The sequence below is a fragment of the Variovorax sp. GW821-FHT09D05 genome (assembly GCF_059416325.1).
Genome location: NZ_JBWKOZ010000001.1, coordinates 909,922 through 932,732, shown reverse-complemented (window position 1 = coordinate 932,732; position 22,811 = coordinate 909,922). Strand labels below are relative to the sequence as shown.

General features: G+C 67.3%; 22 protein-coding genes and 1 pseudogene. 11 read left to right on the top strand and 12 right to left on the bottom strand.

Features of this window, described 5'->3' with window-relative positions:
* Positions 1-82: 82 nt before the first annotated feature.
* Entirely contained in the window at positions 83-610 is a 528-nt protein-coding gene (locus AC07O3_RS04440) for a flavodoxin family protein (RefSeq protein ID WP_495338674.1), read from the top strand.
* 58 nt (positions 611-668) lie between these two features.
* Here AC07O3_RS04440 and AC07O3_RS04435 read toward each other — a convergent pair whose 3' ends face one another.
* The gene (locus AC07O3_RS04435; RefSeq protein WP_093060135.1) at positions 669-1,253 is read right to left on the bottom strand and encodes a hemerythrin domain-containing protein; all 585 of its coding nucleotides are present in this window, start codon (positions 1,251-1,253) and stop codon (positions 669-671) included.
* 165 nt (positions 1,254-1,418) lie between these two features.
* Between AC07O3_RS04435 and AC07O3_RS04430 the strand changes: the two genes are divergently transcribed.
* Positions 1,419-1,925: a universal stress protein gene (locus tag AC07O3_RS04430; protein ID WP_093060133.1), complete on the top strand. Its 507-nt coding sequence runs from the start codon at positions 1,419-1,421 to the stop codon at positions 1,923-1,925.
* 4 nt (positions 1,926-1,929) lie between these two features.
* On the opposite strand, the gene AC07O3_RS04425 is transcribed toward AC07O3_RS04430, so the two are convergent.
* The 6 genes from AC07O3_RS04425 to AC07O3_RS04400 all read right to left on the bottom strand — a co-directional run bounded on the left by AC07O3_RS04425 (position 1,930) and on the right by AC07O3_RS04400 (position 10,223).
* Entirely contained in the window at positions 1,930-3,468 is a 1,539-nt protein-coding gene (locus tag AC07O3_RS04425; protein WP_495338673.1) for a bifunctional aminoglycoside phosphotransferase/ATP-binding protein, read from the bottom strand.
* 16 nt (positions 3,469-3,484) lie between these two features.
* The gene (locus tag AC07O3_RS04420; protein ID WP_495338672.1) at positions 3,485-5,962 is read right to left on the bottom strand and encodes a cation-translocating P-type ATPase; all 2,478 of its coding nucleotides are present in this window, start codon (positions 5,960-5,962) and stop codon (positions 3,485-3,487) included.
* A gap of 55 nt (positions 5,963-6,017) precedes the next feature.
* On the bottom strand, positions 6,018-6,860 hold the full coding sequence (locus AC07O3_RS04415; RefSeq protein WP_495338671.1) for a universal stress protein: 843 nt from the start codon (positions 6,858-6,860) through the stop codon (positions 6,018-6,020).
* 63 nt (positions 6,861-6,923) lie between these two features.
* Complete coding sequence (locus AC07O3_RS04410) at positions 6,924-7,961, bottom strand: zinc-dependent alcohol dehydrogenase family protein (RefSeq protein WP_093173570.1); 1,038 nt, start codon at positions 7,959-7,961, stop codon at positions 6,924-6,926.
* Between the two features lie 81 nt (positions 7,962-8,042).
* Positions 8,043-8,999, bottom strand: coding sequence for a hypothetical protein (locus tag AC07O3_RS04405; RefSeq protein ID WP_495338670.1), 957 nt, complete (start codon positions 8,997-8,999; stop codon positions 8,043-8,045).
* A gap of 39 nt (positions 9,000-9,038) precedes the next feature.
* Positions 9,039-10,223, bottom strand: a complete 1,185-nt coding sequence (locus AC07O3_RS04400) for a DesA family fatty acid desaturase (RefSeq protein ID WP_495338669.1) — start codon at positions 10,221-10,223, stop codon at positions 9,039-9,041.
* A gap of 244 nt (positions 10,224-10,467) precedes the next feature.
* Here AC07O3_RS04400 and AC07O3_RS04395 point away from each other — a divergent pair, with 244 nt between their 5' ends.
* Positions 10,468-11,394, top strand: coding sequence for a histone deacetylase family protein (locus AC07O3_RS04395; protein WP_495338668.1), 927 nt, complete (start codon positions 10,468-10,470; stop codon positions 11,392-11,394).
* A 36-nt stretch (positions 11,395-11,430) separates the two neighbouring features.
* Here the strand turns inward: AC07O3_RS04395 and AC07O3_RS04390 are convergent, their stop codons facing one another.
* Entirely contained in the window at positions 11,431-13,158 is a 1,728-nt protein-coding gene (locus AC07O3_RS04390; protein ID WP_371127432.1) for a cation acetate symporter, read from the bottom strand.
* Positions 13,155-13,475, bottom strand: coding sequence for a DUF485 domain-containing protein (locus tag AC07O3_RS04385; RefSeq protein WP_093060066.1), 321 nt, complete (start codon positions 13,473-13,475; stop codon positions 13,155-13,157). The genes AC07O3_RS04390 and AC07O3_RS04385 overlap by 4 nt, the downstream gene beginning before the upstream one ends.
* A gap of 126 nt (positions 13,476-13,601) precedes the next feature.
* Between AC07O3_RS04385 and acs the strand changes: the two genes are divergently transcribed.
* On the top strand, positions 13,602-15,578 hold the full coding sequence (gene acs, locus AC07O3_RS04380) for an acetate--CoA ligase (protein ID WP_426388627.1): 1,977 nt from the start codon (positions 13,602-13,604) through the stop codon (positions 15,576-15,578).
* A gap of 15 nt (positions 15,579-15,593) precedes the next feature.
* Here the strand turns inward: acs and AC07O3_RS04375 are convergent, their stop codons facing one another.
* Positions 15,594-16,487, bottom strand: coding sequence for an MBL fold metallo-hydrolase (locus AC07O3_RS04375; RefSeq protein WP_495338667.1), 894 nt, complete (start codon positions 16,485-16,487; stop codon positions 15,594-15,596).
* 88 nt (positions 16,488-16,575) lie between these two features.
* Here AC07O3_RS04375 and AC07O3_RS04370 point away from each other — a divergent pair, with 88 nt between their 5' ends.
* The 5 genes and pseudogenes from AC07O3_RS04370 to AC07O3_RS04350 form a co-directional block, all read left to right on the top strand.
* Positions 16,576-16,899 carry a metalloregulator ArsR/SmtB family transcription factor gene (locus tag AC07O3_RS04370; protein ID WP_495338666.1) on the top strand — a complete coding sequence of 108 codons (324 nt, stop codon included), beginning with the start codon at positions 16,576-16,578 and terminating at the stop codon, positions 16,897-16,899.
* Positions 16,899-17,333: a YeeE/YedE family protein gene (locus AC07O3_RS04365; RefSeq protein ID WP_495338665.1), complete on the top strand. Its 435-nt coding sequence runs from the start codon at positions 16,899-16,901 to the stop codon at positions 17,331-17,333. Before AC07O3_RS04370 ends, AC07O3_RS04365 begins: the two co-directional genes overlap by 1 nt.
* Before the next feature lie 9 nt (positions 17,334-17,342).
* Positions 17,343-17,759, top strand: coding sequence for a DUF6691 family protein (locus AC07O3_RS04360; protein WP_495338664.1), 417 nt, complete (start codon positions 17,343-17,345; stop codon positions 17,757-17,759).
* Positions 17,760-17,895: 136 nt separating this feature from the next.
* On the top strand, positions 17,896-18,345 hold the full coding sequence (locus AC07O3_RS04355; RefSeq protein ID WP_093060076.1) for a host attachment protein: 450 nt from the start codon (positions 17,896-17,898) through the stop codon (positions 18,343-18,345).
* Positions 18,346-18,387: 42 nt separating this feature from the next.
* Positions 18,388-19,098: pseudogene (locus tag AC07O3_RS04350) on the top strand (response regulator transcription factor); the annotation flags it as partial.
* Between the two features lie 112 nt (positions 19,099-19,210).
* Here AC07O3_RS04350 and AC07O3_RS04345 read toward each other — a convergent pair.
* Positions 19,211-19,369 (bottom strand): hypothetical protein, encoded by a 159-nt coding sequence (locus AC07O3_RS04345; protein WP_495338663.1) that lies wholly within the window; start codon positions 19,367-19,369, stop codon positions 19,211-19,213.
* On the bottom strand, positions 19,366-19,740 hold the full coding sequence (locus AC07O3_RS04340) for a hypothetical protein (RefSeq protein ID WP_495338662.1): 375 nt from the start codon (positions 19,738-19,740) through the stop codon (positions 19,366-19,368). The genes AC07O3_RS04345 and AC07O3_RS04340 overlap by 4 nt, the downstream gene beginning before the upstream one ends.
* Positions 19,741-19,964: 224 nt before the next feature.
* Between AC07O3_RS04340 and AC07O3_RS04335 the strand changes: the two genes are divergently transcribed.
* Both AC07O3_RS04335 and AC07O3_RS04330 read left to right on the top strand, forming a co-directional pair.
* The gene (locus AC07O3_RS04335; RefSeq protein WP_495338661.1) at positions 19,965-20,693 is read left to right on the top strand and encodes a winged helix-turn-helix domain-containing protein; all 729 of its coding nucleotides are present in this window, start codon (positions 19,965-19,967) and stop codon (positions 20,691-20,693) included.
* Positions 20,686-22,800, top strand: coding sequence for a PAS domain S-box protein (locus AC07O3_RS04330; protein ID WP_093074278.1), 2,115 nt, complete (start codon positions 20,686-20,688; stop codon positions 22,798-22,800). Before AC07O3_RS04335 ends, AC07O3_RS04330 begins: the two co-directional genes overlap by 8 nt.
* Positions 22,801-22,811: the final 11 nt, after the last annotated feature.

Sequence of the window (22,811 nt, the reverse complement as noted above, 5' to 3'; positions counted from 1 at the left end):
GGCGCCTCGCCTTGATGCAGCGCAAGGCCGCAGCTTCCGGCGCTGCCTACATTGACCGTCCATGAAAGCAGCAGAGGCAAGCATGAACAACGTCCTGGTGATCGTCTACTCCTACACGGGCACTTCCCGCCAGGTCGCGGAGCTCCTGTGCAGCCAGCAGAGCTGGCAACTCGCGAGCGTCACCGAGGTGCGCCCTCGCAGCGGCGCTCTCGGCAGCTTGCGTTGCGTGCTCGATTCGTTCTTCCGGCGACAGCCCGCCATTCACTACGACGGTCCGCCGCCCGGCGACTTCGATGCCGTCGTGCTGGTGTCGCCGATCTGGATGCTGCAGCTCGCCGGCCCCATGCGCAGCTTCGTCGCGCGCCAACGCTATCGGCTGCCCGACGTCGCCGTGCTCTCGGTCATGGGTGGCCAGGGGGCACCGAACGCGGCAGCAGAAATCAGCGACTTCATGGGCCGAGCGCCGATCCTGAGCTCTTCGGTCACGATGCGCGAGGTCGATGACGGCGGCTGTTCAGCGCGTCTTCAGGCCTTCGGCACTGCCGTCAGAAGCGCGGAAGATTCGCGAGACGTGGTGCGCCCGGTCACGCTGTCGCCGCAATCGATCTGAGGGGCGGCATCCAATTGATGACCGCCCTTCTCTTTCCGGTCGGCCTGCGGCTACCGGCCTAGAGGGCCGGGCCCAGGCCGATGGGCGCGGGAACGATATTCACGATGCGCGTGAAGAGCGCGTTGTATTCGAGATCCGGCACGTGTCCGGTCATCGGGTCGCGGTTCTGCGCGAAGGCCTCGTCCAGGTCGCGCCAGTCGTTCTCGGTCAGCACCCGCTCGGCCAGCGGCAGGATCTCTCGCTCCTCCAGCGCCATGTGGCTCAGGTAGAAGTCGACATATTCGCCGACCGTTTTCTCGAATTCTTCGCGCCGCGACTCGCCCAGCATCTCGAACGCGAGCAAGGCGTGCTCGACGTTGCGGATCCTGCGTTCACCCTTGGCATGGTCGCCGTCGAGCTTGTCGAGCAGATCCCGCGAGATCGGCGTCCTGGCGCGCAGCTTGGGAAACAGCAGTTCGGTCTCCTTGCGGTGGTGGCGCTTCTCCGGAAACTCGTCCACGTAGAAAAGCATGGCTCGCAGCGTCGCGAAATCGGGCAAGGTGCCCTTCTTTCGGTGTTGCTCGAGCAGCATGACGATGGAACGGAGCACGGCGGCGAGCGCGGCGTGCTCCTGGCGAATGATGCGAACGGTGGCGTGGGTCATGAGGGTTGTCCTGTGCATGCCTCAAGGGTCGCGCTTTCATTCACGCGCGGGTTTGTTCCAGATCAAGTCCCGTCCAGTCGCAGCTTCGCACTTGATCAATGTCAAGCCGCGCGGAGCGCCCGTGCGGATACTGGACCGATCCATTCAACAAACCGGAGTCGTGCCATGTACCAGCGAATTCTTGTTCCCATTGACGGCAGTTCCACATCCAGCCATGGCCTGGCCGAAGCCATCAAGCTGGCAAAGCTCACGGGCGGACGCCTGCGCCTGGCGCACGTCATCGACGAGCTGTCCTTCGCGCTGGCCATGGATGCCTACGCGGGCCATGCCGGCAACTGGCTCGAAGAGCTGCGCGGCAACGCCACGAAGCTGCTCCAAGCCGCGCGGGCCACGGCTGCGGGAGCAGGCGTCGAAGCCGACACAGTGCTGCTCGACAGCTTCAAGGGCACCGTGCACGACCAGGTCATCGCCGAGGCGGAAGCATCGAAGGCCGAACTGATCGTGATCGGCACTCACGGCCGTCGAGGAATCGGCCGCTGGGTCATGGGCAGCAGCGCGGAGCACATCCTGCGCCTGTCGCCCGTACCGGTGTTGCTGGTGCGTGCTCCCGAAAGCGCGAAGACCGAACACGAGCGTTTCACACTGCCGAGCGGGACGCTCGCCAGCCAGTGAGGGTTCAGCGGTTCGCGGTCGCAGCGCGCCAGCGCGCGGCGACCAGCGCGATGTCTACGGTGTCTTCCGTGGAGACCTCGATGGCCAGCGCGCGCTCGTCGGCCTCCAGCGGGTCTTGCCATTCAAACTGACGCTCCAGCACTGCGAGGCCGGCTTCCGAGGCATCCGTGCCTGCCGCGTCGCGCTCGGCCACGCGGCGGCGCAACGTGGCCGGGGCTGCGCGGCAATCCAGGATCGTGAAAGGCACGCGGAGCTCGGTTGCCAGGGCTTCGAAGCTGCGTCGCTCGGCGCCGCGCAGGAAGGCCGCGTCCACGATCACTGGGTAGCCCGCCAGCAGCGCGTCGCGGGCGCAGGCGCGCAATCTCTCGAAAGTCTGCCGGGTTGCCTGCGCGCTGTAGATGTCGAGCCCAAGGGCGACGGATCGCGCCAGCGGATCGAGGCCATACAGGCGCTTGCGCTCCACGTCCGACCGCACGCGGACAGCGCCCGCGGCGCACAACAGTTGCAAGGCAACGCTGGATTTTCCCGAGCCCGACAAGCCGTGCGTGATCATCAGGCGGGCGCCCTCCTCCGGCTGCGTCGTCAGCCGCGTCGCGCAGGCAAGGTAGTCGGGGCGGGCCTCGCCATCCGGGGGCCTTGGACCCAGCCCCGTGGCCATGGCCCGCACCAGCGCCCGATAAACCTCGTAGAAGCGCCACACCTGCAGGCCCGGGTAGTCACCGGTGTGCTGCATCCAGGCATCCAGGAAGCGGAACGCAAGATCGTCGTGGCCATGGGCCTTCAGGTCCACAGTGAGGAATGCAAGGTCGCTCATCACGTCGATCCAGCGCAGCGCCGGGTCGAACTCGATGCAGTCGAAGGGCATGAGCGCACCGTCGACCAGGACCACGTTGGCCGTGTGCAGGTCGCCGTGGCACTCACGTATCGAACCGCCCTTTTGGCGGGCGATCCATGCCATGCGCAGCACCTGGCCCTGCTCCCGAATCCACGTGTCCAGCGCGGCAAGGGTGGCGAGACGGCTGTCGTCGCCCTGTGCTCGCAACGCGGCCAGCACATCCGTAGCCGCTCGAACAATCGAGTCGGGGCTGCCGAAGCCTGACACCGGCGTCGCTTGCTCCGCGGCCACGTGCAAAGCCGCCAACCGCTGCGCGAAGCCGTCGAGCAACGCGGGCTGCAGCCGGTCTTCCACCAGCAGATTGCGTAGCAGCGACGAATCGGGAAATCGCAGCATGCGCACCACGTGGTCGATCACCGTGCCGGCGCCGCCGATGCGCGGCGACTCGCGCGTGCCGCAGACCGGTGCCACGTCGATGTAGAGCGAAGGAGCAAAGCGTCGGTTGAGGCGCAGCTCCTCCTCGCAGAAGTGCTTTCGGGCCTCGACGCTGCCGAAGTCCAGGAACGGCAGGCGTACCGGCTTCTTGAGCTTGAAGGCCTGCGTCTGCGTCAGCAGCACCCAGGAGATGTGCGTCTCGACCAAGGCCACGGGTTGCCCGGTCTCCCGCTGGAGTTGCTCTCGCAGTGCGTTGACCAGTGTGGTGTCCATGTGGCGTGTTTGCGATTCAACGACGTTTGGAAATGGCGAAAAGGCGCCACAGCGACCAGCCCGCAGGAAGCACGATCCACAAGGCCCACGGCGAAGACGTATCCGGCAGGCCGAACACGGCCCCCACGCCAGGCACTGCTGTCAGCATCCCCCAGACCACGCACACGCCAACCAATAGTGCATTGAACACCGTGTTGGTGTGCGTAAGCCGGACACTGGCGCCGCGAAACCACACGAGCAGCAGCAGGTTGCCGAGCACGATCGACCCGAGGCTGGCCATGCGCAGTTCCTCGTGCGTGGCCCCCAACGCGCGGCAGCCCCATTGCACCAGCGCCACGCCGACGAAGACCAGGGCCCCCATCGCGAACGCGCGGGCCGCCGAAGCTATCGAGAACAGCGCGTCGCCCCGGGGACGCGGCGGCACCGTCATGCTGTCGTCGGGCGCCGGTTCGGCCTCGAACACCAGCGAGCAGGCCGGGTCGATCAACAGTTCCAGCAGCACCACGTGCAGCGGCAGCAACAGCACCGGGCCGCCCATCACGACAGGGATCAGCGCCACGCCGACGATGGGCACATGCACCGCGAAGAGATAGCCCAGCGCCTTGCGCAGGTTCGCGAAGATGCGCCTGCCGGCGCGCACTGCCTCGACCAAAGAGGCGAAGTTGTCGTCCAGCAGCACCAGCGAGGCGGCTTCACGCGCAACATCGGTGCCGCGCAGGCCCATCGCGACACCGATGTCGGCAGCCTTGAGCGCCGGTGCGTCGTTCACGCCGTCGCCGGTCATCGCCACGATGTCACCCTTCTGCTGTAGAGCCCGCACGATGCGCAGCTTCTGCGCGGGATCGACCCGCGCAAAGACCTGCACGTCGCGTACGCAGCGGCCCAGTGCCTCGTCGTCCATCGTGGCCAGTGCCTTGCCACTCATCACCTGCCACTCGCTGCCATCGATCAGCCCGGCTTGCTGCGCGATAGCGCGGGCTGTGAGGGCCGCGTCCCCGGTGATCATCACCACGCGGACGCCCGCACGCCGGCATTCCTCGATGGCGCCGGGCACCTCCGCGCGCAATGGGTCCATGAAGCCGAGCAGGCCCAACGGCGCCAGGCGCAGTCCGCCGGGCAGCGCGGCGTCGTCGCCGGCTTGCGCCGCATGCCCCTCGGCCACCGCGAGCACCCGCAGGCCGGCCGTGCTCCATCGGTCGGCGGTTTCCCGCAGCCGCTGCATCAGCGCCGGCTCGGCATCGCAGAGCGCGAGCACGGCCTCCGCGGCGCCCTTGACCGCCACCGTCTGCGCGGCCTCGCCGGGCGCCTGCCACCAGTGCACGACATAGGGCGCACCGTCGCGGATGCCGCGGCGCGGGCCGGCCGTCCAGCCGGCATCGCCGCCGGCCAGGCCCGCGGCTTGCGCGGTGGCGCGCACCGCGTGGTCCATGGGCTCGACTCCGCCCGTGCTGCTGGCGCGCAGCGCGCCCGACAGCAGGCGATGAAAGCGTGCGGCCGGCGCGCCCGCGCCCGGGTTGCATTCCGCCTCCATGTCGTGCAGCGCCGTGAGCGCCATGCGGTTGTGCGTTAGCGTTCCGGTCTTGTCCACGCAAAGTACCGTGGTGGTGCCGAGTGCCTCGATGGCCTGCGGCTGGCGGGTCAGCACGTTCGACCTTGCAAGGCGCCAACTGCCGAGTGCCAGCATCACGCTCCACACGACCGCGAACTCCTCGGGGATCAGCGACATTGCCAGCGTCAGTCCTACCAGCAGGCCCTGCGTCCACGAGCCCTCGCGCAGCGCGAACACCGTTGCCGCGACGACACAGGTGAAGGCTGCAAGCCACGCGACGCGTCCCACCAGCTGGCGCAATTCCTCCTGCAGCCGGCTCGCGCGGGGCGCGAGTTGGGAGATCGAGCGGTGAATGGCACCGAGCGCGGTGTGCGCGCCGGTGCCGGTCACCTCGGCCACACCGTCGCCGCGCACCACCAGGCTACCCGCGAAGAGCCGGCCGCCCTCGCCTTCGCCGTTTGCGTGCTTGCCCTGCGGCATCGATTCGCCGGTGCGCAAGGACTCGTCGACCTGCAGCCCGACAGCCTCGACGATCCGCGCATCGGCGGACAACCGGTCGCCCTCGTTCACCAGAAGGCGATCACCGCGCACTAAATCACGGCTCGCGATGTGCAGCGCGCGCCCCTGTCGCACGACCGTGCAGCGGGGGCTGGAGAGCTCCTTCAGCGCTTCGAGCACACGCTCGGTCCGCTGCTCCTGATAGATCGACAGCCCGCCCACCAGCAGCACCGAGAGCGCGAGCATGCCAGCGTCGCCCAGGCTGCCGAGCAGTGCATACAACGCGGCGGTCGCCAGCAGCAACAAGAACATCGGCTGCGTCAGCGCACTCCAGGCGATGCGGGCCAATCCCTTGCGGGAGACGGAGGGCAGCACGTTCGGACCGTCGCGGCGCAGACGCTGCGCGGCTTCGGCATCGGTCAGGCCCTGAGGCGGGTTGTCGGTCACGATGGTTCCTGGGTGTCTTGCGCCAAGCGACACTTGGCCGCCGCGGCCGCTCACGTCAGTGCGCCATCAGGACCGGCACCGTCATCTGCGCGAGGATCTGCCGCGTCACGCCGCCAAGGATCCGCTCGCGCAGGCGCGAGTGGCTGTAGCCGCCCATCACCAGCAGGTCGGCGCTCAGGTCCGAAACCCGCGACAGCAACGCGTCCGCGATGTCGATTTCGGTCACCTCGGACTCGGCGCGCGCCTGCACGCCGTGCCTCAGCAGGAACTGGATCATGTCCGATACCAGCAGCTGCTGCGTGTTGTCTTCGTCGCGCGGGTGGCGCAGCGACAGGAGCGTGACGCGTGCCCCGCGCCGCAGCGCCGGCAATGCCGCCTGAAGGGCCATGGCGGCTTCACGCGAGCCGTCCCAGGCCGCGACGATGTTCTTCGGGATCCCCCCGAACATACCGGCCGAAGGCACGACCAGCACCGGTCGCCCCACTTCCATCAGCACCTGCTCGGCGAGCCCGTGCACCGTGGTGTCCCTCCTGTTCGAGTCGTCGTCCTGTCCGAGCACCACGAGATCGCTCGCGCGCCCGTATCGCACAACGGCGTCCACCGTGGCGCCATCGACCAGCCGCACCTCGTACGACAAGGGCCCTGATCCGGCGATGCCTTCCCTGAACTCGCGCGCGATGGCTTCGGCTCGCCGATGCAGGTAGTCGGCGGACTCGGCGATGTAGTCGGTCATGCCGGTGGCGATGGCGTCGGCGGGAATCACGCCGTCGTACAGGCCCGTGGGCACCAGCCCGACCAGGTGGCTCTCGTGCACTCGAGACCACTGGGCCGCCATAGCGGCGCGCACGGGGCTGCGGACCGAGTGGTCCAGGTGAACGAATATGGTTTTGAAGTTCATGGATGCTCCCGCAAGGTGGTGCGCCGCGTCCTGGCGCAGGAAATGGACCGGAAAATCCACTGCCTACGCTTCGATGATCACCTTGAGCGCATGCGTCTCGGCGGCGCGCCCGAAGGTGTCGTAGGCATCCAGCACTTGGTCCAGCGTGAAGCGGTGCGTGATCAGCAGGGCCGGGTCCACCTTGTGGGACTGCACCGTCTTCAGCAGCATCGGCGTGGACACGGTGTCGACCAGCCGCGTGGTGATCGCGATGTTCTGCGACCACAGCCGCTCCAGGTGAAGCTCGGCCGGGTGCCCGTGAACGCCGATGTTCGCGATGGTGCCGCCGGGCGCCACGATGTCCTGGCACAGCACGAAGGTGGCCGGTATGCCGACCGCCTCGATCGACACGTCGACGCCGCGCCCGCCTGTCAGCGCGAGCACCGCCTCGGCCGCCTTGCCGTCGGTGCTGTTGATCGTGTGCGTCGCGCCGAAGCGGCGCGCAACCTCGAGCCGGCCGTCGTCCAGGTCGATCAGGATGATCTGCGACGGCGAATAGAACTGGGCCGTGAGCAGCGTGGCCAGGCCGATCGGCCCGGCGCCCACGATGGCCACCGTGCTGCCGGGCGCGACCTTGCCGTTGAGCACGCCGCATTCGAAGCCGGTCGGCAGGATGTCGCTGAGCATCACCAGCGCCTCTTCGTCCGCGCCGGGCGGAACGGGATACAGGCTGGTGTCCGCATGCGGAATGCGCACGTACTCGGCCTGCGTGCCGTCGATGGTGTTGCCGAGAATCCAGCCGCCGGTGGCGCAGTGCGAATACATGCCGCGGCGGCAGTTCTCGCACTTGCCGCACGACGAGATGCACGAGATCAGCACATGGTCACCCGGGCGGAAAGCCGTGACGCCGGCGCCGACGCTCTCGATCACGCCCACACCCTCGTGCCCGAGGATGCGGCCCGGCGTGCAGGTCGGCACATCGCCCTTGAGGATGTGCAGGTCGGTGCCGCAGATGGTCGTCTTGAGTATCTTGACGATGGCGTCGCCCGGCGCCTGGATCTCCGGCTTGGGATGGTCTTCGAGCGATTTGAGGCCGGGGCCCCGGTATACGAGTGCTTTCATGCCGCAACGTTATGCGTCCCTGCCCGTCCTCCCCTTGCGATAGCGCAAGGAATCCTCGCGTCTGCAACGTCGTCTGGCGCGCTAACTCCAGGACGCCTCGGCGAAAGCCTCGACAAAGCGCGACAAGTCACCACGCGGCAGCCGGTCAATGCCGGCCGCGCGCGAGCGGCCGGCGCCGCCGAAGCGGCTGCACAGCGCATGGGCGCCGCGCGGAAGTGCCAGCGGCGCGCGCACGCTGACGACATAGCCGTCGCCCTGCACCTTCAGCACCGCATGCGCACAGCCGGGCTCGCCGTTTGCCAGCTCGTTGGCAAGACAGCCCTGCACGCGCCGGCTCCACTGCGCATCGGGCAGCACGCGCACGCTGCCCTGAGGCCCCTGCCAGAGTACGGCGGCGTCCGCACCCAGCCGCAGGTCGCTGTGGCGCATTGCATCGATTTCGTCGACGACGCTCTCGTGCGCCAGCATGTCGCGCGGGTCCGGGTAGCGCGCCATCAGCGGAAACAGCAGGCGGGGTGCGATGCGCACGTCGTGCTCGAACTCGCCATAGGCGTTGTAGTTGATCAGCACGCCCAACCGGCGCAGCCCGGCGCAGTCGCCGGGCTCGAAGCCGCCTTCGAGCGCCAGCCGGTCGGCCACTGCGCCCAGGTTGTCGCCATAGATGCCGACCAGCGCCCAGGCGCGATGCGCTCCGCCCAGGTGGCGGTCGACCAGCAGGCTGGTGCAGACATCGCTCGCCTCGTCGATGTGTGCCTCCAGGTTCGGGTGCACCGGCACCTTGCCGGCGGCGTGATGGTCGAAGTAGCGCACGCGCAGGCCGTCGTCGAGCAGGCGCTGCAGTTCGCCGCGGTTGCGCTGCATCGAGATGTCGAACACGTTGACTTCGTCGCCGGCTTGTCCCTGGACGCGGCCGAGCAGCGCGATGTCGCGCTTGAGCCCCGTCACGAGCTCTGCCGGCCCGGGCTCGTGCAGCCGCCACTGCACGACGGCGCAGAGGCCGTCGGCATCGCCGTTGCAGACATCGAATCGCCAAACCATTACGCAAGCCTCAATCGCATCCTCTCGGCGCAGGGCCGTTCAGGCGTAGGAACGCAGGCGGCGGGAAAAGTCCGCCAGCGGTGCGATGCCGCTCGCCTCGGCGCGCTGGCACCAGTCCTGCAACTGCCTGGCAAGCTGCTCGCCAGTGGCGGCGGAACGGCTCCACAAGGCGGTCAACTCCCCGCGCATGGAATACATAGTAGTCAGTGCCTGCGATGCATTCAACGCCTGTATCACCTGCTGGTACCGCGACGGGCCGAGCAGGCCCTGGTCCTTGCCCAGCAATGGCTTCACGGCCTTGAGGGCACGCGCGGCTTCAGGCGACATGCGGCGCAGGCGACCGAGCTCCACTGCGCAGGCCTTCTTCAGCGAGCGCGAGTAGTTCGACAGCACGTCGTAGTGGCAGCGGATGACTGCCTGCACCGTGGCGAGATCGACATTCGCCTTGGGCGCGACGAGGCGCGGCGTGGGCGCCACGTGCTTCACCGTCGCCAGGCCCAGGGCCTGCAGCGTGCGGATGTAGAGCCAGCCGATGTCGAACTCGAACCACTTGCTCGAAAGCTTGGCCGAGCTGGGAAAGGCATGGTGGTTGTTGTGCAGCTCTTCCCCGCCGATCAGGATGCCGATCGGCGAGATGTTCGTGCTGGCGTCACGGGCGGGCCAGTTGCGGTAGCCCCAGTAGTGGCCGATGCCGTTGACCACGCCGGCCGCCCAGAACGGGATCCACGCGATCTGCGTGAGCAGGACCAGGCCGCCCGGCACCACGCCGAAGAGTGTCATGTCCACGATGCCCATCAGCACGATGCCGAAGATCTTGTGCTTCGAATAGAGATTGCGCTCCAGCCAGTCGTCAGGCGTGCCGTGGCCGTAGCGCTCGAGGGTTTCCGCATGCCCCGCTTCGCGCACGTAGAGGAACACGCCGCCCCACAGCACCCTGTTGAGCCCGTACACCTGCGGGCTGTGCGGGTCTTCGGGTGTTTCGCACTTGGCGTGGTGCTTGCGGTGCACCGCGGCCCACTCCTTCGTCACCATGCCGGTGGTCAGCCACAGCCAGAAGCGGAAGAAATGGCTCGCCGCCGGGTGCAGTTCGAGAGCGCGATGCGCCTGGTGGCGGTGCAGGAAGATGGTGACCGAAGCGATGGTGACATGCGTGAGCGCCAGCGCGGACAGCACCGCGCCCCACCATGGAAGATCGAGAAGACCGGAATAAAGAAGGGATTGCATTCGTACCTCGTGAACAGTGCGGGCGATTCTGCGGACCGCACCTCCCACGGCCTTTGATGCACGTCAACACCGTGCCGGCATTCCAGCCGTAGCGAATGCGGCGCTTGTCGTCCGCTTGCTTGATACAGCGCAACAGCGACATGCGCCTGTTTGCCTAGAGTGAAACTTCCCCAACCCACTTCGGGGTCGCGTCTGGCAGCGAGCCTTCCGCGCGTACCGCCCCCGGGACTCCGAAGGAACTCGCATGCTCAGCGCCTACATCACCCATCCCGACTGCGCGCACCACGACATGGGCGCGGGCCACCCGGAATGCCCCGAGCGGTTTTCCTCCATCCATGACCGGCTGCTGATCGCGGGCCTGCTCGACTACATGGCTCCGTACGATGCGCCCCTTGCCACGCGCACCCAGCTGGCGCGCGCGCACACGATGTCGTACGTGCGCGAACTCATTGCCGCCGCTCCCACCGAAGGCCACCGCTTCGTCGACCCCGACACCCTCATGAACCCGCACACCGTGCAGGCCGCGCTGCGCGCCGCCGGTGCCGCGGTGCTGGCAACCGACCTGGTGCTGGCGGGCAAGGCGTCCACGGCTTTCTGCAACGTGCGCCCGCCCGGGCACCATGCGGTGCGCGAAGCGGCCATGGGGTTTTGCTTCTTCAACAATGTGGCAGTGGGCATCCGGCATGCGCTGGACGTGCACGGCCTGCAGCGCGTGGCCCTGATCGACTTCGACGTGCACCACGGCAACGGCAGCGCCGACATCTTCCGCTGCGACGATCGCGTGCTCATGTGCTCCATCTTCGAGAAGGGCATCTACCCCTTCTCGGGCGAAGACGACAACGGCTCGCACATGGTGAATATTGGCTTGCCCGCGCGTTCGGGCAGCGATGCGTTCCGCGCGGCTGTCACCGGGTGCTGGCTGCCGGCGCTCGAAGCCTTCGCGCCGCAGCTCGTCTACATCTCGGCGGGCTTCGACGGGCATCGGGAGGACGACATGGGCAACCTCGGCTTGGTGGAGCGCGACTACGCCTGGGTCACACGGCAGATCATGGATGTGGCGCAGCGCCATTGCCACGGGCGCGTCATCTCTTGCCTTGAGGGCGGCTATGCGCTCAGCGCCCTCGCCCGCAGCGCCGCAGCGCATGTCAAGGTGCTGATAGGCGCTGACTGACCACGGCGCCGGACCGTGGCCAGCGTGCAGGCTCGTTCAGTGCCCGCTCGCGCCATGCGCGCCGATGCCGGTCTCGGAACGCACCTGCTGGGCGAGGAAGCCGCCGCGGTCCACCTGGGAGCGCGCGCTGCGGTCCAGCACCGAGAACAGCCAGATGCCCGCGAACGCGATGCTCATCGAGAACAGGCACGGCGAGGTGTACGGGAACGGCGCCGACCCCGCCGGGTAGCCGAAGGTGGCCTCCCAGACCGAAGGCGACACCACCGTCAGCGCCACCGAAGAGACCAGCCCGAGGAAGCCGCCGATCACCGCGCCGCGCGTGGTGCAGCCCTTCCAGAGCACCGACATGAAGAGCACCGGGAAGTTGGCCGAGGCCGCGATGGCGAAGGCCAGCGACACCATGAAGGCAATGTTCTGCTTCTCGAACACGATGCCCAGCAGCACCGCCAGCGCACCGAGCGCCAGCGTGGTGATCTTGGACACGCGCAGCTCGGCCGCGCTGCCGGCGTCGCCCTTCTTGATGACGGTGGCATACAGGTCGTGCGACACCGCCGACGCGCCCGACAGCGTAAGGCCTGCCACCACCGCGAGGATGGTCGCGAAGGCCACCGCCGAGATGAAGCCCAGGAACACGTTGCCGCCCACCGCATTGGCCAGGTGGATCGCCGCCATGTTGCCGCCGCCCTTGAGCACGCCCTTGGCGTCGAGGAAGTCGGGGTTGGTCAGCACGAAGGTGATGGCCCCGAAGCCGATGATGAAGGTCAGCAGGTAGAAGTAGCCGATCCAGCCCGTGGCCCACATGACCGACTTGCGCGCCTCCTTGGCGCTGGGCACGGTGAAGAAGCGCATCAGGATGTGCGGCAGGCCTGCCGTGCCGAACATGAGCGCCATGCCGAAGGAGATGGCCGAGATCGGGTCCTTCACGAAGTTGCCCGGGCCCATGATCGACTGCCCGATGCTCGCTGCCACCTGGGCGGTCTTGCCGTCCTTGAGCGCCAGGTCGGTCTTGACCTTCACCGCACCGGCGAACATCGCCTCCGGGCTGAAGCCGAAGTGCCACAGCACCGACACCGCCATGAAGCTCGCGCCGCCCAGCAGCAGGCCGGCCTTGATGATCTGCACCCAGGTGGTGGCCGTCATGCCACCGAAGAGCACGTAGACCATCATGAGCGAGCCCACGATGACCACCGCAATCCAGTATTCGAGGCCGAACAGCAGCTTGATGAGCTGCCCTGCCCCCACCATCTGCGCGATCAGGTAGAACGCCACCACCACCAGCGTGCCCGAGGCCGCGAAGATGCGCACCGGGGTCTGCTTGAAGCGGAAGGCCGCCACGTCGGCGAAGGTGAACTTGCCGAGATTGCGCAGCCGCTCGGCCATCAGGAAGGTGATGACCGGCCAGCCCACCAGGAAGCCGATGGAATAGATCAACCCGTCATAGCCGGTGGCCATCACTGCGGCCGAAATGCCGAGGAACGACGCCGCCGACATGTAGTCGCCCGCAATGGCAAGCCCGTTCTGGAAGCCCGTGATGCCGCCGCCGGCCGTATAGAAATCGGATGCCGAGCGCGTGCGCGCCGCGGCCCACTTGGTGATGAAGAGCGTTCCCACCACGAACAGCGCGAACATGCCGATGGCGGTCCAGTTGGTGGGCTGCCGCTGGAGCTGGCCCAGGTCGGCGCCAGCCGCAAGAGCGCCCGCCGAGACCGCGCCCAGCGCAAGAAGGACGGCGGCGGATCGCATGCGCAGGAGGTGTGCGTTCATGGCTTGGCCACCTTCTGCACGGCCTTGACCACGGCGTCGGACAGGGTGTCGAACTCCGCGTTCGCACGGCGCACGTAGTAGCCGGTAATGGCCACGGTGAAGACGATCACGCCGAAGCCGATCGGCATGCCAAGGGTCATGACGCCTTCGCCCATGCGTCGCGCCAGGAACTCTTTGTCGAAGGCCACCAGCAGCACGAAGCCGTAGTAGGCGGCGAGCATCAGCACCGCCAGCGTCCAGCCGAAGCGGTCACGCCGGCGCTTGAGTTGCTTGTACTGCGGATTCGCGGCAATGCGCGCGACCAGATCGTCTTCCATGGAGTCTCCTTGTGTGCGATGGCCCGATTAGGAGTGCACGCGCCGCATCGAAGCTTGCGCTGGCGCAAGGTTTTCTCCTTCACCGTCGGCAAGATCGCGCCACCACCCCCACGAAAGACACGAGACATGAACGCTCCCGATCTCCCGTCCCGTCTTCCGGTCTATGCGCCCCCGGAAGCACTCTCCCGCACCGCGCATATCGCCGGTCGCGCCGCATACGACGCCCTTGTGGCCGAAGCCGATGCCGACCACGAGGGCTACTGGGCTCGCCTTGCGCGCGAATTCATCGGCTGGAAAACGCCGTTCACCAAGACGCTCGACAGCAGCGATGCGCCCTACTACCGCTGGTTCGAGGACGGCACCCTCAACGTCTCGTGGAACTGCCTCGACCGCCAGGTGGAGGCCGGCAAGGGCAACAAGGTGGCGATCATCTTCGAGTCGGACGACGGCAAGGTCACTCGCACAACCTATTCGCAACTGCTCGCGCAGACCTGCCGCATGGCCAACGCGCTGAAAGCGCGCGGCGTGAAGAAAGGCGACCGCGTCGTCATCTACATGCCGATGTCGGTCGAAGGCGTGGTCGCGATGCAGGCCTGCGCACGGCTGGGCGCGGTGCACTCGGTGGTGTTCGGCGGCTTCTCGGCGCACGCGCTGCGCGACCGCATCGCGGACACCGGCGCCGCCGTGGTCATCACGGCCGACCAGCAGGTGCGCGCGGGCAAGCAACTGCCGCTCAAGGCAATGGTCGACGAGGCGCTTGCACTGGGCGGCTGCGAGGCGGTGGAGTCGGTCATCGTCTACCGCCGCACCGGTGGGCCCATTGCATGGACGCCGCGCGATCTGTGGATGCACGAGATCACTGAAGCACAGGGCGACAGCTGCGAACCCGAATGGGTGGGCGCCGAGCATCCGCTGTTCCTGCTCTACACATCGGGCTCCACGGGCAAACCGAAGGGCGTGCAGCACTGCAGCGGCGGCTACCTGCTGCATGCGGCACTCACCACGAAGTGGACCTTCGACATGCACGACGACGACGTGTTCTGGTGCACGGCCGACATCGGCTGGGTCACCGGCCACACCTACATCGCCTACGGCCCCCTGGCCATCGGCGCGACGGAGGTGGTGTTCGAGGGCGTGCCCACCTTCCCCGACGCGGGGCGCTTCTGGCAGATGATCGAGCGGCACGGCGTCACGGTCTTCTACACGGCACCCACCGCCATCCGCTCGCTCATCAAGGCAGCCGAAGGCAACTCCGCCGTTCACCCCGACCGCTACGACCTGCGCAGCCTGCGCGTGCTGGGCTCGGTCGGCGAGCCGATCAACCCGGCCGCGTGGGAGTGGTATCGCAAGCACGTGGGCGGCGGCCGCTGCCCGGTGCTCGACACCTGGTGGCAGACCGAGACCGGCGGCCACATGATCACGCCGCTGCCGGGTGCCACCGACCTCGTGCCGGGCTCCTGCACCCTGCCCTTTCCGGGCATCGCCGCGGCCATCGTCGACGAGATGGGCAACGACGTGCCCAACGGCGAGAGCGGCCTGCTGGTCATCAAGAAGCCCTGGCCGAGCATGATCCGCGCGGTGTGGGGCGACGACGCGCGCTACCGTTCGAGCTACTACCCGCCGGAGCTGCGCGGCTACTACCTGGCGGGCGACGGCGCCGCTCGCGATGCGCTCACGGGCTACTTCACCATCGGCGGGCGCATCGACGACGTGTTGAACGTCAGCGGCCACCGCATGGGCACCATGGAAATCGAATCGGCGCTCGTGGCCTGCACGGCGCTGGTGGCCGAGGCCGCGGTGGTCGGCCGGCCAGACGACACCACCGGCGAGGCGATCTGCGCGTTCGTGGTGCTCAAGCAGCCGCGCCCCGAGGGCAAGGAAGCCGACCGCCTGGCGGCCGAGCTGCGCGCCTGGATCGGCAAGGAGATCGGCCCCATCGCCAAGCCCAAGGAGATCCGCTTCGCCGACAACCTGCCCAAGACGCGCAGCGGAAAGATCATGCGCCGCCTGCTGCGCTCGGTGGCCAAGGGCGAGGCGATCACGCAGGATGTGTCGACGCTGGAGAACCCGGCGATCCTCGATCAGCTGACCGAGGCGCACTGAACCCGCCCTGCCCGGCTAGCTCCGGGCCGGGGAGCGGTGCACCGGGAGCGCATTCAACGGAATGCGCAGGTACGCAACGCCGTTGTCGTCGGCCGGAGGAAGCCGCCCCGCCCGCACGTTCACCTGGATCGACGGGAGGATGAGCGTCGGCACATCCAGCGTCGCGTCGCGGGCCGTGCGCATCGCGACGAACTCGTCGGCGCCGATGCCGTCGCGCACATGGATGTTGTGTGCGCGCTGTTCCGCCACGGTGCTCTGCCAGCGGGCCTGCCGCGATGCCGGCGGGTAGTCGTGGCAGACGTACACGGCGGTGTCGGGCGGCAGATCCAGCAGCCTGCGCATCGACCCGTAGAGCTGGCGCGCATCGCCGCCGGGAAAGTCGGCGCGTGCGCTGCCGAGGTCGGGCATGAAGAGCGTGTCGCCGACGAAGACGGCGCCGTCCACCAGGTAGGCCATGTCTGCGGGGGTGTGGCCCGGCACCAGCAAGGCGGTGGCTTCGATGTCGCCGATCCTGAAGACTTCGCCATCCTTGAACAGGTGATCGAACTGGCTTCCGTCCGGCAGGAAGCCGCGTTCGAGATTGAAGAGCTTCTTGAAGGTCGACTGGACGACGCGGATGTTCTCGCCAATGGCGATCTTTCCGCCGACCTGCTCCTGGACGTGGCGGGCACCGGACAGATGATCGGCGTGCGCATGGGTCTCCAGGATCCAGTCGACGCTCAGGCCCTGGTCGCGGACATAGGCAAGCAGCTTGTCTGCCGACGCAGTGCCGGTGTGCCCTGACTTGAAGTCGTAGTCCAGCACGGGGTCGATGACCGCGGCATGCCTGGTGGCGTGCTCCCACACGACGTAGGAAATCGTCCATGTCGCGGGATCGAAAAAGCCTTGGGTCGTCGTGCGTGCTGTCATGAGTGCTCCATCCATGGATGTTCCGTTGCCCGTCACAACAATATATATTTGAATATAATATGTCAATCGAAAGCGAAGCCCGGAACCCATGAAGCACTCATCCCTGGCCATTGACCCTGAACTCCTGCGCGGAGCCGCCGGCAAGGCGGTCGTGGCGCTGAAGCTCCTGGCCAACGAAGACCGCCTCCTCCTCCTGTGCCAACTGTCGCAGGGCGAGATGTGCGTGAGCGATCTGGAGCAGAAGCTGGGCATTCACCAGCCCACGTTGTCGCAGCAACTGGGCGTGCTGCGCAACGAGGGCGTGGCCAACACCCGTCGCGACGGCAAGAACATCTTCTACAGCGTGGCCGACCCGGCGATGCTGGAAATCCTCGCGGTTCTCTACCGCCTCTACTGCCCGAAAGAGGAATGATGGCCATCGACTGGAACCACTTCACCCCGTTCGCAGCGCTGGCCGGCGGCGTGCTCATCGGCATCGCCACGGCGTTGTTCGTGTTGCTCAACGGGCGCATCGCAGGCATCAGCGGCGTGCTCGGCGGGCTGCTCAGGCCGATCAGGGGCGACGTTGCCTGGCGCGCCGCCTTCACGCTCGGGCTTGTCGGCGCACCGCTGGTCTATCTGCTCTTCGCGGCGCTGCCCAGGCCGCAGATCGACGCGAACTACGGCACGCTGATCCTGGCGGGGTTGCTCGTCGGCCTGGGCACTCGCTACGGGTCTGGCTGCACCAGCGGCCACGGGGTCTGCGGCCTTTCCCGCCTGTCGCCGCGCTCGCTCATGGCCACGGCCGCATTCATGGGCGCCGGCTTTGCCACGGTGTTCGTGACACGTCATCTGCTCGGTGCCTGAGGAGATTTCATGCTCGTTCTCGCTTCGCTGCTCGCCGGCCTGGTCTTCGGGCTCGGCCTCATCGTCTCCGGCATGGCCAATCCGGCCAAGGTGCTCGGCTTCCTCGACCTCTCCGGCGCCTGGGACCCGTCCCTGGCCTTCGTCATGGCCGGTGCCATCGCCGTCGGCATGGTCGCATTCATGCTGGCAAGGCGTCGCACGGTATCCATCCTCGGGGTCGAGATGCGCCTGCCCTCGGCGCGCCACATCGACCGTCGCCTGATCGCGGGCAGCCTGCTCTTCGGCATCGGCTGGGGCATCGCAGGCTTCTGCCCCGGCCCGGGCCTGGTCGCCCTCGGAATGGGCGAAGTCAAGGCCCTTGTCTTCGTGGCTGCGATGCTGGCAGGCATGGGCATTTTCGAATTCTTCGAGCGGCTCGGTCGCTGACAGAGTCCGGGGCGGTCAAAGACCGCCTCGTGCGCCGCACAAGCAGCCCGGGCAAGGGGCGGAACTTGATCCAGCGCAACGTCTGCCGTGAATGCACGTCCTAGTCTTGGGCATCGCCCTTACTCCGGGAAGCGTCATGAAGACCCAATTGATCGTCATCGCCAATGCCGCATCGGCACGCATCTTTCGCCGAGACACCGCCAAGTCGCCGCTCGTGCCAGTCGAAACCCTCGCACACGATGCAAGCCGGCTGCACGCCAGGGAACTCGAGTCGGACCGTCCCGGCAGCCAAGCCGCCGACAACAGCCGGGGCCTCAACCATTTCGAGCCGCGCAGCGACGCACGGCGCAAGGAGCACCAGCGCTTCGCGAAGGAAATCGCCCAGCGGCTGGAGGCGGGCCTGAAGGTCGGCGAGTACGCCTCCCTCACGCTTTTCGCCTCGAACCCTTTCATGGGCGAACTGAAGGCGCAGCTGAGCGAAGCGGTCACCCAGCGGCTCAAGGCCACGCTGAACAACGACCTGTGCCACGTGGGCATCGCGGAACTCGAAAGCCGCATCTCGGGCTCGTGGTCCGCAGTGCTCTGATGCCATGGACTCCTTCAGCCTGAACTGAACTTCAGCAACAGCATGGAGCCATCCTTGGATGCAGTCCCACCCGAGCCGTCACCGCTGACGCGTGGCGCCCCGCACTGGCTCGCGAAGATCGAAAGCGCCCCTGCGCAGGAGACGAATCGGGTACCGGCGAATTCATGGCCGGGCTTCCTGACCGGCCAGCCTGGGAAGCCGGTGCGGGTGCTGGTGATCGACGAAGACGCCGATGCGCGGCGTGCAATCGCCCGCGAACTGGCCACAGACGCGCGCGTGCGTATCGTCGGCGAAGCGGGCAGCCTGCAGGAAGGCAAGCGCCTTCTGACACAGCATGAATTCGACGTGCTCATCATCGATGTCCGGCTCGGCGGCGGCAAGGGATTCGAACTTATCGAGAGCGCCCGACGCCATTGCAGTTCGGTCGAAGTCATCGTGCACTCGGCACTGGAAGACGAGGTTCATGTGCGCCGGGCGTTCACCGCGGGTGCATGGGGTTATCTCGTCAAGAACTCCTGGTTCCAGGATTTCGCGCAAGCGGTGCTGCAGGTCGTCAATGGCGGCGCGGCGGTGTCGCCGAGCGTGATCCGGCACCTGCTGATGCGACTTGGAAATGCTCCCCTTGCACTGCGGGAAGCCGAAGGCGGCCCCCGCGGAGTTCTCTCGGCGCGGGAACGCGAGGTGCTCCGGCTCGTTGCCGAAGGCCATGTCACAGGGGACATCGCCCGCCATCTTTCGATCAGCGGGCGGACGGTCTGCGCCCACATGAAAAATATCTGCCTCAAGCTGCAGGTGCGCACGCGTGCGCATGCGTGCGCATGCGGTGATCGCGGCCGCCAACCAGGGGCTGCTGTAGCCGCGCGCGTCAGTGCTTCACGAGCATATCGGCCCATCGGCCGCTTCTTCCGCGCGAGCAGGTGGCGGCGCCGGGTTGCAACAGCCTGGCGATCCGCACCGCCAGACGGGTGCGGACCTCGCACCGCTCGGTGTGGTCGAGGTGCACGGAGATGGTCGAGAGCGTCACGCTTTCCTTCGCGTCGCGGCTGCCTTGCGACCAGCATGCTGCCGGCGTGCGGGCGGTGCCGCGGCCAATGCCCCGTGCAGGGTGCGCAAGGCGTCGTTCACCACGGCCCGCCGGGATGGTGTGGCCTCGATGGCTACCGGTGGCGTGTGGGAAACATCGTTCGTGTCCGAGCGCCGGAACGCATGCATCGGCGCCATGGCCAACGCCCGCCAGTCCTCGGCCCGCGTGACGGCATCCGTCTCGGCGCGGGTCAGTGCGATGCCGTCCTGCAGGATGCGCGATCCGATCGTCTCGAACATTTCGAGCGAGTGCAGCCAGATGCCGTACTGCGCCTTGCACAGCGCCAGCGGAAAAGTGAAGTCGGAGTTCATGTGTGTCCTCTTGCCCCGATGGGGCGTTCACACGAATGCTGACGCCGCACCGCCCTGCCCGGCTTGCGCGGGATCAAAGGCCGCACAAGATCGCACATCCTTTATCGCTGGACGCTACGGCCGACGGCACGGCTGCAAAGAGAGCCGCAAACGAGGCTTGCGTGCTACGCTCCCCTTCGATTCAGGATGTTTACAACATTCGTGCTCTATTTCCTTGCCCTTGTATGAAACTTGCCTCCCACATCGCGGTGCTCGACGACGAGGTTGACATCACGCTGCTGCTGGCCAACTACCTGCAGGGCCACGGTTTCCGTGTCACCCAGGTCCACAACGGCCGGGCCCTCATGGCGCTGATGGACACCGATCCCGCAGACCTCGTACTGCTCGATCTCGGCCTGCCCGGCGAAGACGGCTTCACCATTGCGCGCCACGTGCGCGAGAGCTGGCGCTGCGGCCTCGTCATCGTCACCGGCCGGGGCGATGCTGTGGACAAGGTCGTGGGCCTTGAGGTTGGGGCCGACGACTACGTGACCAAGCCCTTCGACCTGCGCGAGCTGGTGGCGCGCGTGAAGGCGGTGCTGCGCCGGCTCACGCCCGAGACACCCGCGTCCCCGGCGCCCGTTGCAGCCTCTCCCGACAAGCTGAGCTTCGCCGGCTGGCAGCTCGACACCGCCGCGCGCAGCCTCAGGAACCCGCAAGGCGAGCAAGTGCCGCTGACCGGCGGCGAGTTCGACCTGCTGCAAGCCTTTGCCCGCCATCCCGGCCGCGTGCTGTCGCGCGACTTCCTGCTCGAGCAGACACGCGGACGCGAAGCCGCCCCCTTCGACCGCACGATCGACGTGCAGGTCGGCCGGCTGCGCAAGAAGATCGAGGCGGATGCGGACGACCCGCAGCTCATCAAGTCGGTGCGAGGCGCAGGCTACATCCTGGTGCCGCCGGTTTCCCATGGCTGACGCTGCACGCAACCCGCCTTTCCTGCTCGACGTGCCCATCCAGGGCTTGCCGTCGGGCATCGAGGAAGGCAGCGTGTTCCGCTCGCTCTTCATCGCCTACCCCGATTCGCTGCTGCTGGTGGACCAGTCCGGCAGCATCATGCTCGCCAACCCCTCGGCAGCCGCGCTGCTGGGCTATGCGGTGGAAGAACTGGTGGGCCTGAACGTCGACGTGCTGGTGCCCGACAGCATCCGCCCGCGCCACGCCTCCTACCGTGAAGCCTATGGCCGCTCCCCCCGCCCGCGCCCCATGGGCACGCAGATGGAGCTGGTGGCCAAGCGAAAGGACGGCAGCGAGGTCATGGTCGAGATCGCGCTCAGCCCGCTGCAGAACCATGGTTTGCCCTTCGTCGTGGCCGCCATCCGCGACATCGGCGCCTACCCGCGCGTGAAGCAGGCACTGCAACGCGCCCGCTACAGCGAGCACCTGGCCCAACTGGGGCGCCTGGCAGTCGACACGCGCGATCTGCAGGTGGTGCTCGAGCATGTGCCGGAAATCATCACAACGGCCTTGCAAGTCGAGGTCGCGATGGTGTGGCTGCTCGACAGCAACGGCCTCGAGTTTCGCGTAGTCAGCGGCATCGGCCTGATCGCCGGTGAAGAGATAGGTTCGCGCATTGCCAACCGCCCCGACACCCCGCCGGGTTTCGTGCTCTCCCAAGGCCGGCCGGTCGTGGTGCCGGACTATGGCAAGGAACATCGCTTCGCCGTGCCCCAGGCTTACCTCGACGCCGGGCTGGTCAGCGCACTCGCGGTGCCGCTGTCCGACCGGGGGCGGGTAATCGGCATGCTGTCGGTGCGCTCGAAGGAGTCCAAGCGCTTCGGCGACGAAGAAGTGCGCTTTCTCGAGTCGCTTTCCAGCCTGCTTGCCACCAGCCTGCAGCGCGTGCAGACCGAGGAGGCGCTCAACCATGCGCAGCGGCTCGAAAGCGTCGGCCAGCTCACGGGCGGCATCGCGCACGATTTCAACAACCTGCTGACCGTCATCCAGGGCAACCTCCAGGTTCTGGAAGAACTGCCCGCACTTGCTCAGGACAGTTACGCCCAGCAGTTGCTGGGCGCCGCCACACGCGCCACGCGACGGGGCGCCGAACTCACCGGCAAGCTGCTGGCGTTTTCCCGCCGGCAGATGCTGCAGCCGATCGCCGTCGACACGCATGCGCTGCTGCACTCCCTGGCCGACATGCTGCGGCGCACGCTGGACCAGCGCATTCGCATCGAAATCGACACCGCGCCTGGTTGTCCGCCTGTGGTGGCAGACGCGGGGCAGCTGGAATCGGCGCTGCTCAACATTGCGATCAATGCGCGTGACGCCATGCCCGAAGGCGGCACGCTGCGGTTTCGCACCGAGCTGTGCGGTGCGTTGCCGGAGGCGCTGCGCAGCGAACGCAACGACCCGAACAGCAACGCTGCCGCGCGCTTCGTCGCAATTTCCATCGCTGACAGCGGCACGGGCATGTCCGAGGAGGTGAAGGAGCGCGCCTTCGAGCCCTTCTTCACCACCAAGGACGCCGGCCGCGGCACCGGGCTGGGCCTGAGCACGGTGCACGGCTTCGTCAACCAGTCCCGGGGCGCGGTCGCGATCGACAGCAAGGCGGGCCGGGGCACTACCGTGACGCTCTACCTGCCGCAACAGGAAGAAGCCGGACCGCCAGCCACCGAGGACGAACGTGCCGACGAAACGATTCCGCCCGGACTGCGTGTGATGCTGGTCGAGGACGACGCGGAGGTGCGCAAGGTGGTGCACACCTTCCTTGCCACGCTGGGCTGCGATGTCGTCACGGCCGCCACGGCCGAGCAGGCGTTGTCGGCGCTGGACGCAGGCGCCGGGCCTTTCGACCTGCTGCTGAGCGACATCGCCCTGGGCGCCGGCATGCGAGGCACGCGGCTGGCCATCGAGGTGCAGCAGCGCTTTCCCCGGCTGGCGGTGTTGCTGATGTCGGGCTTCTCGTCCGAGTTGCTGGATGCCGACCGAGAAGTGCCGCAGAGCTGGGAACTGCTGCGCAAACCCTACTCGCGCTCCGAACTTGCGCGGGCCATGGCAAAGGTGCTGGCCGGCCACGCCTGAACGCGCGGCTG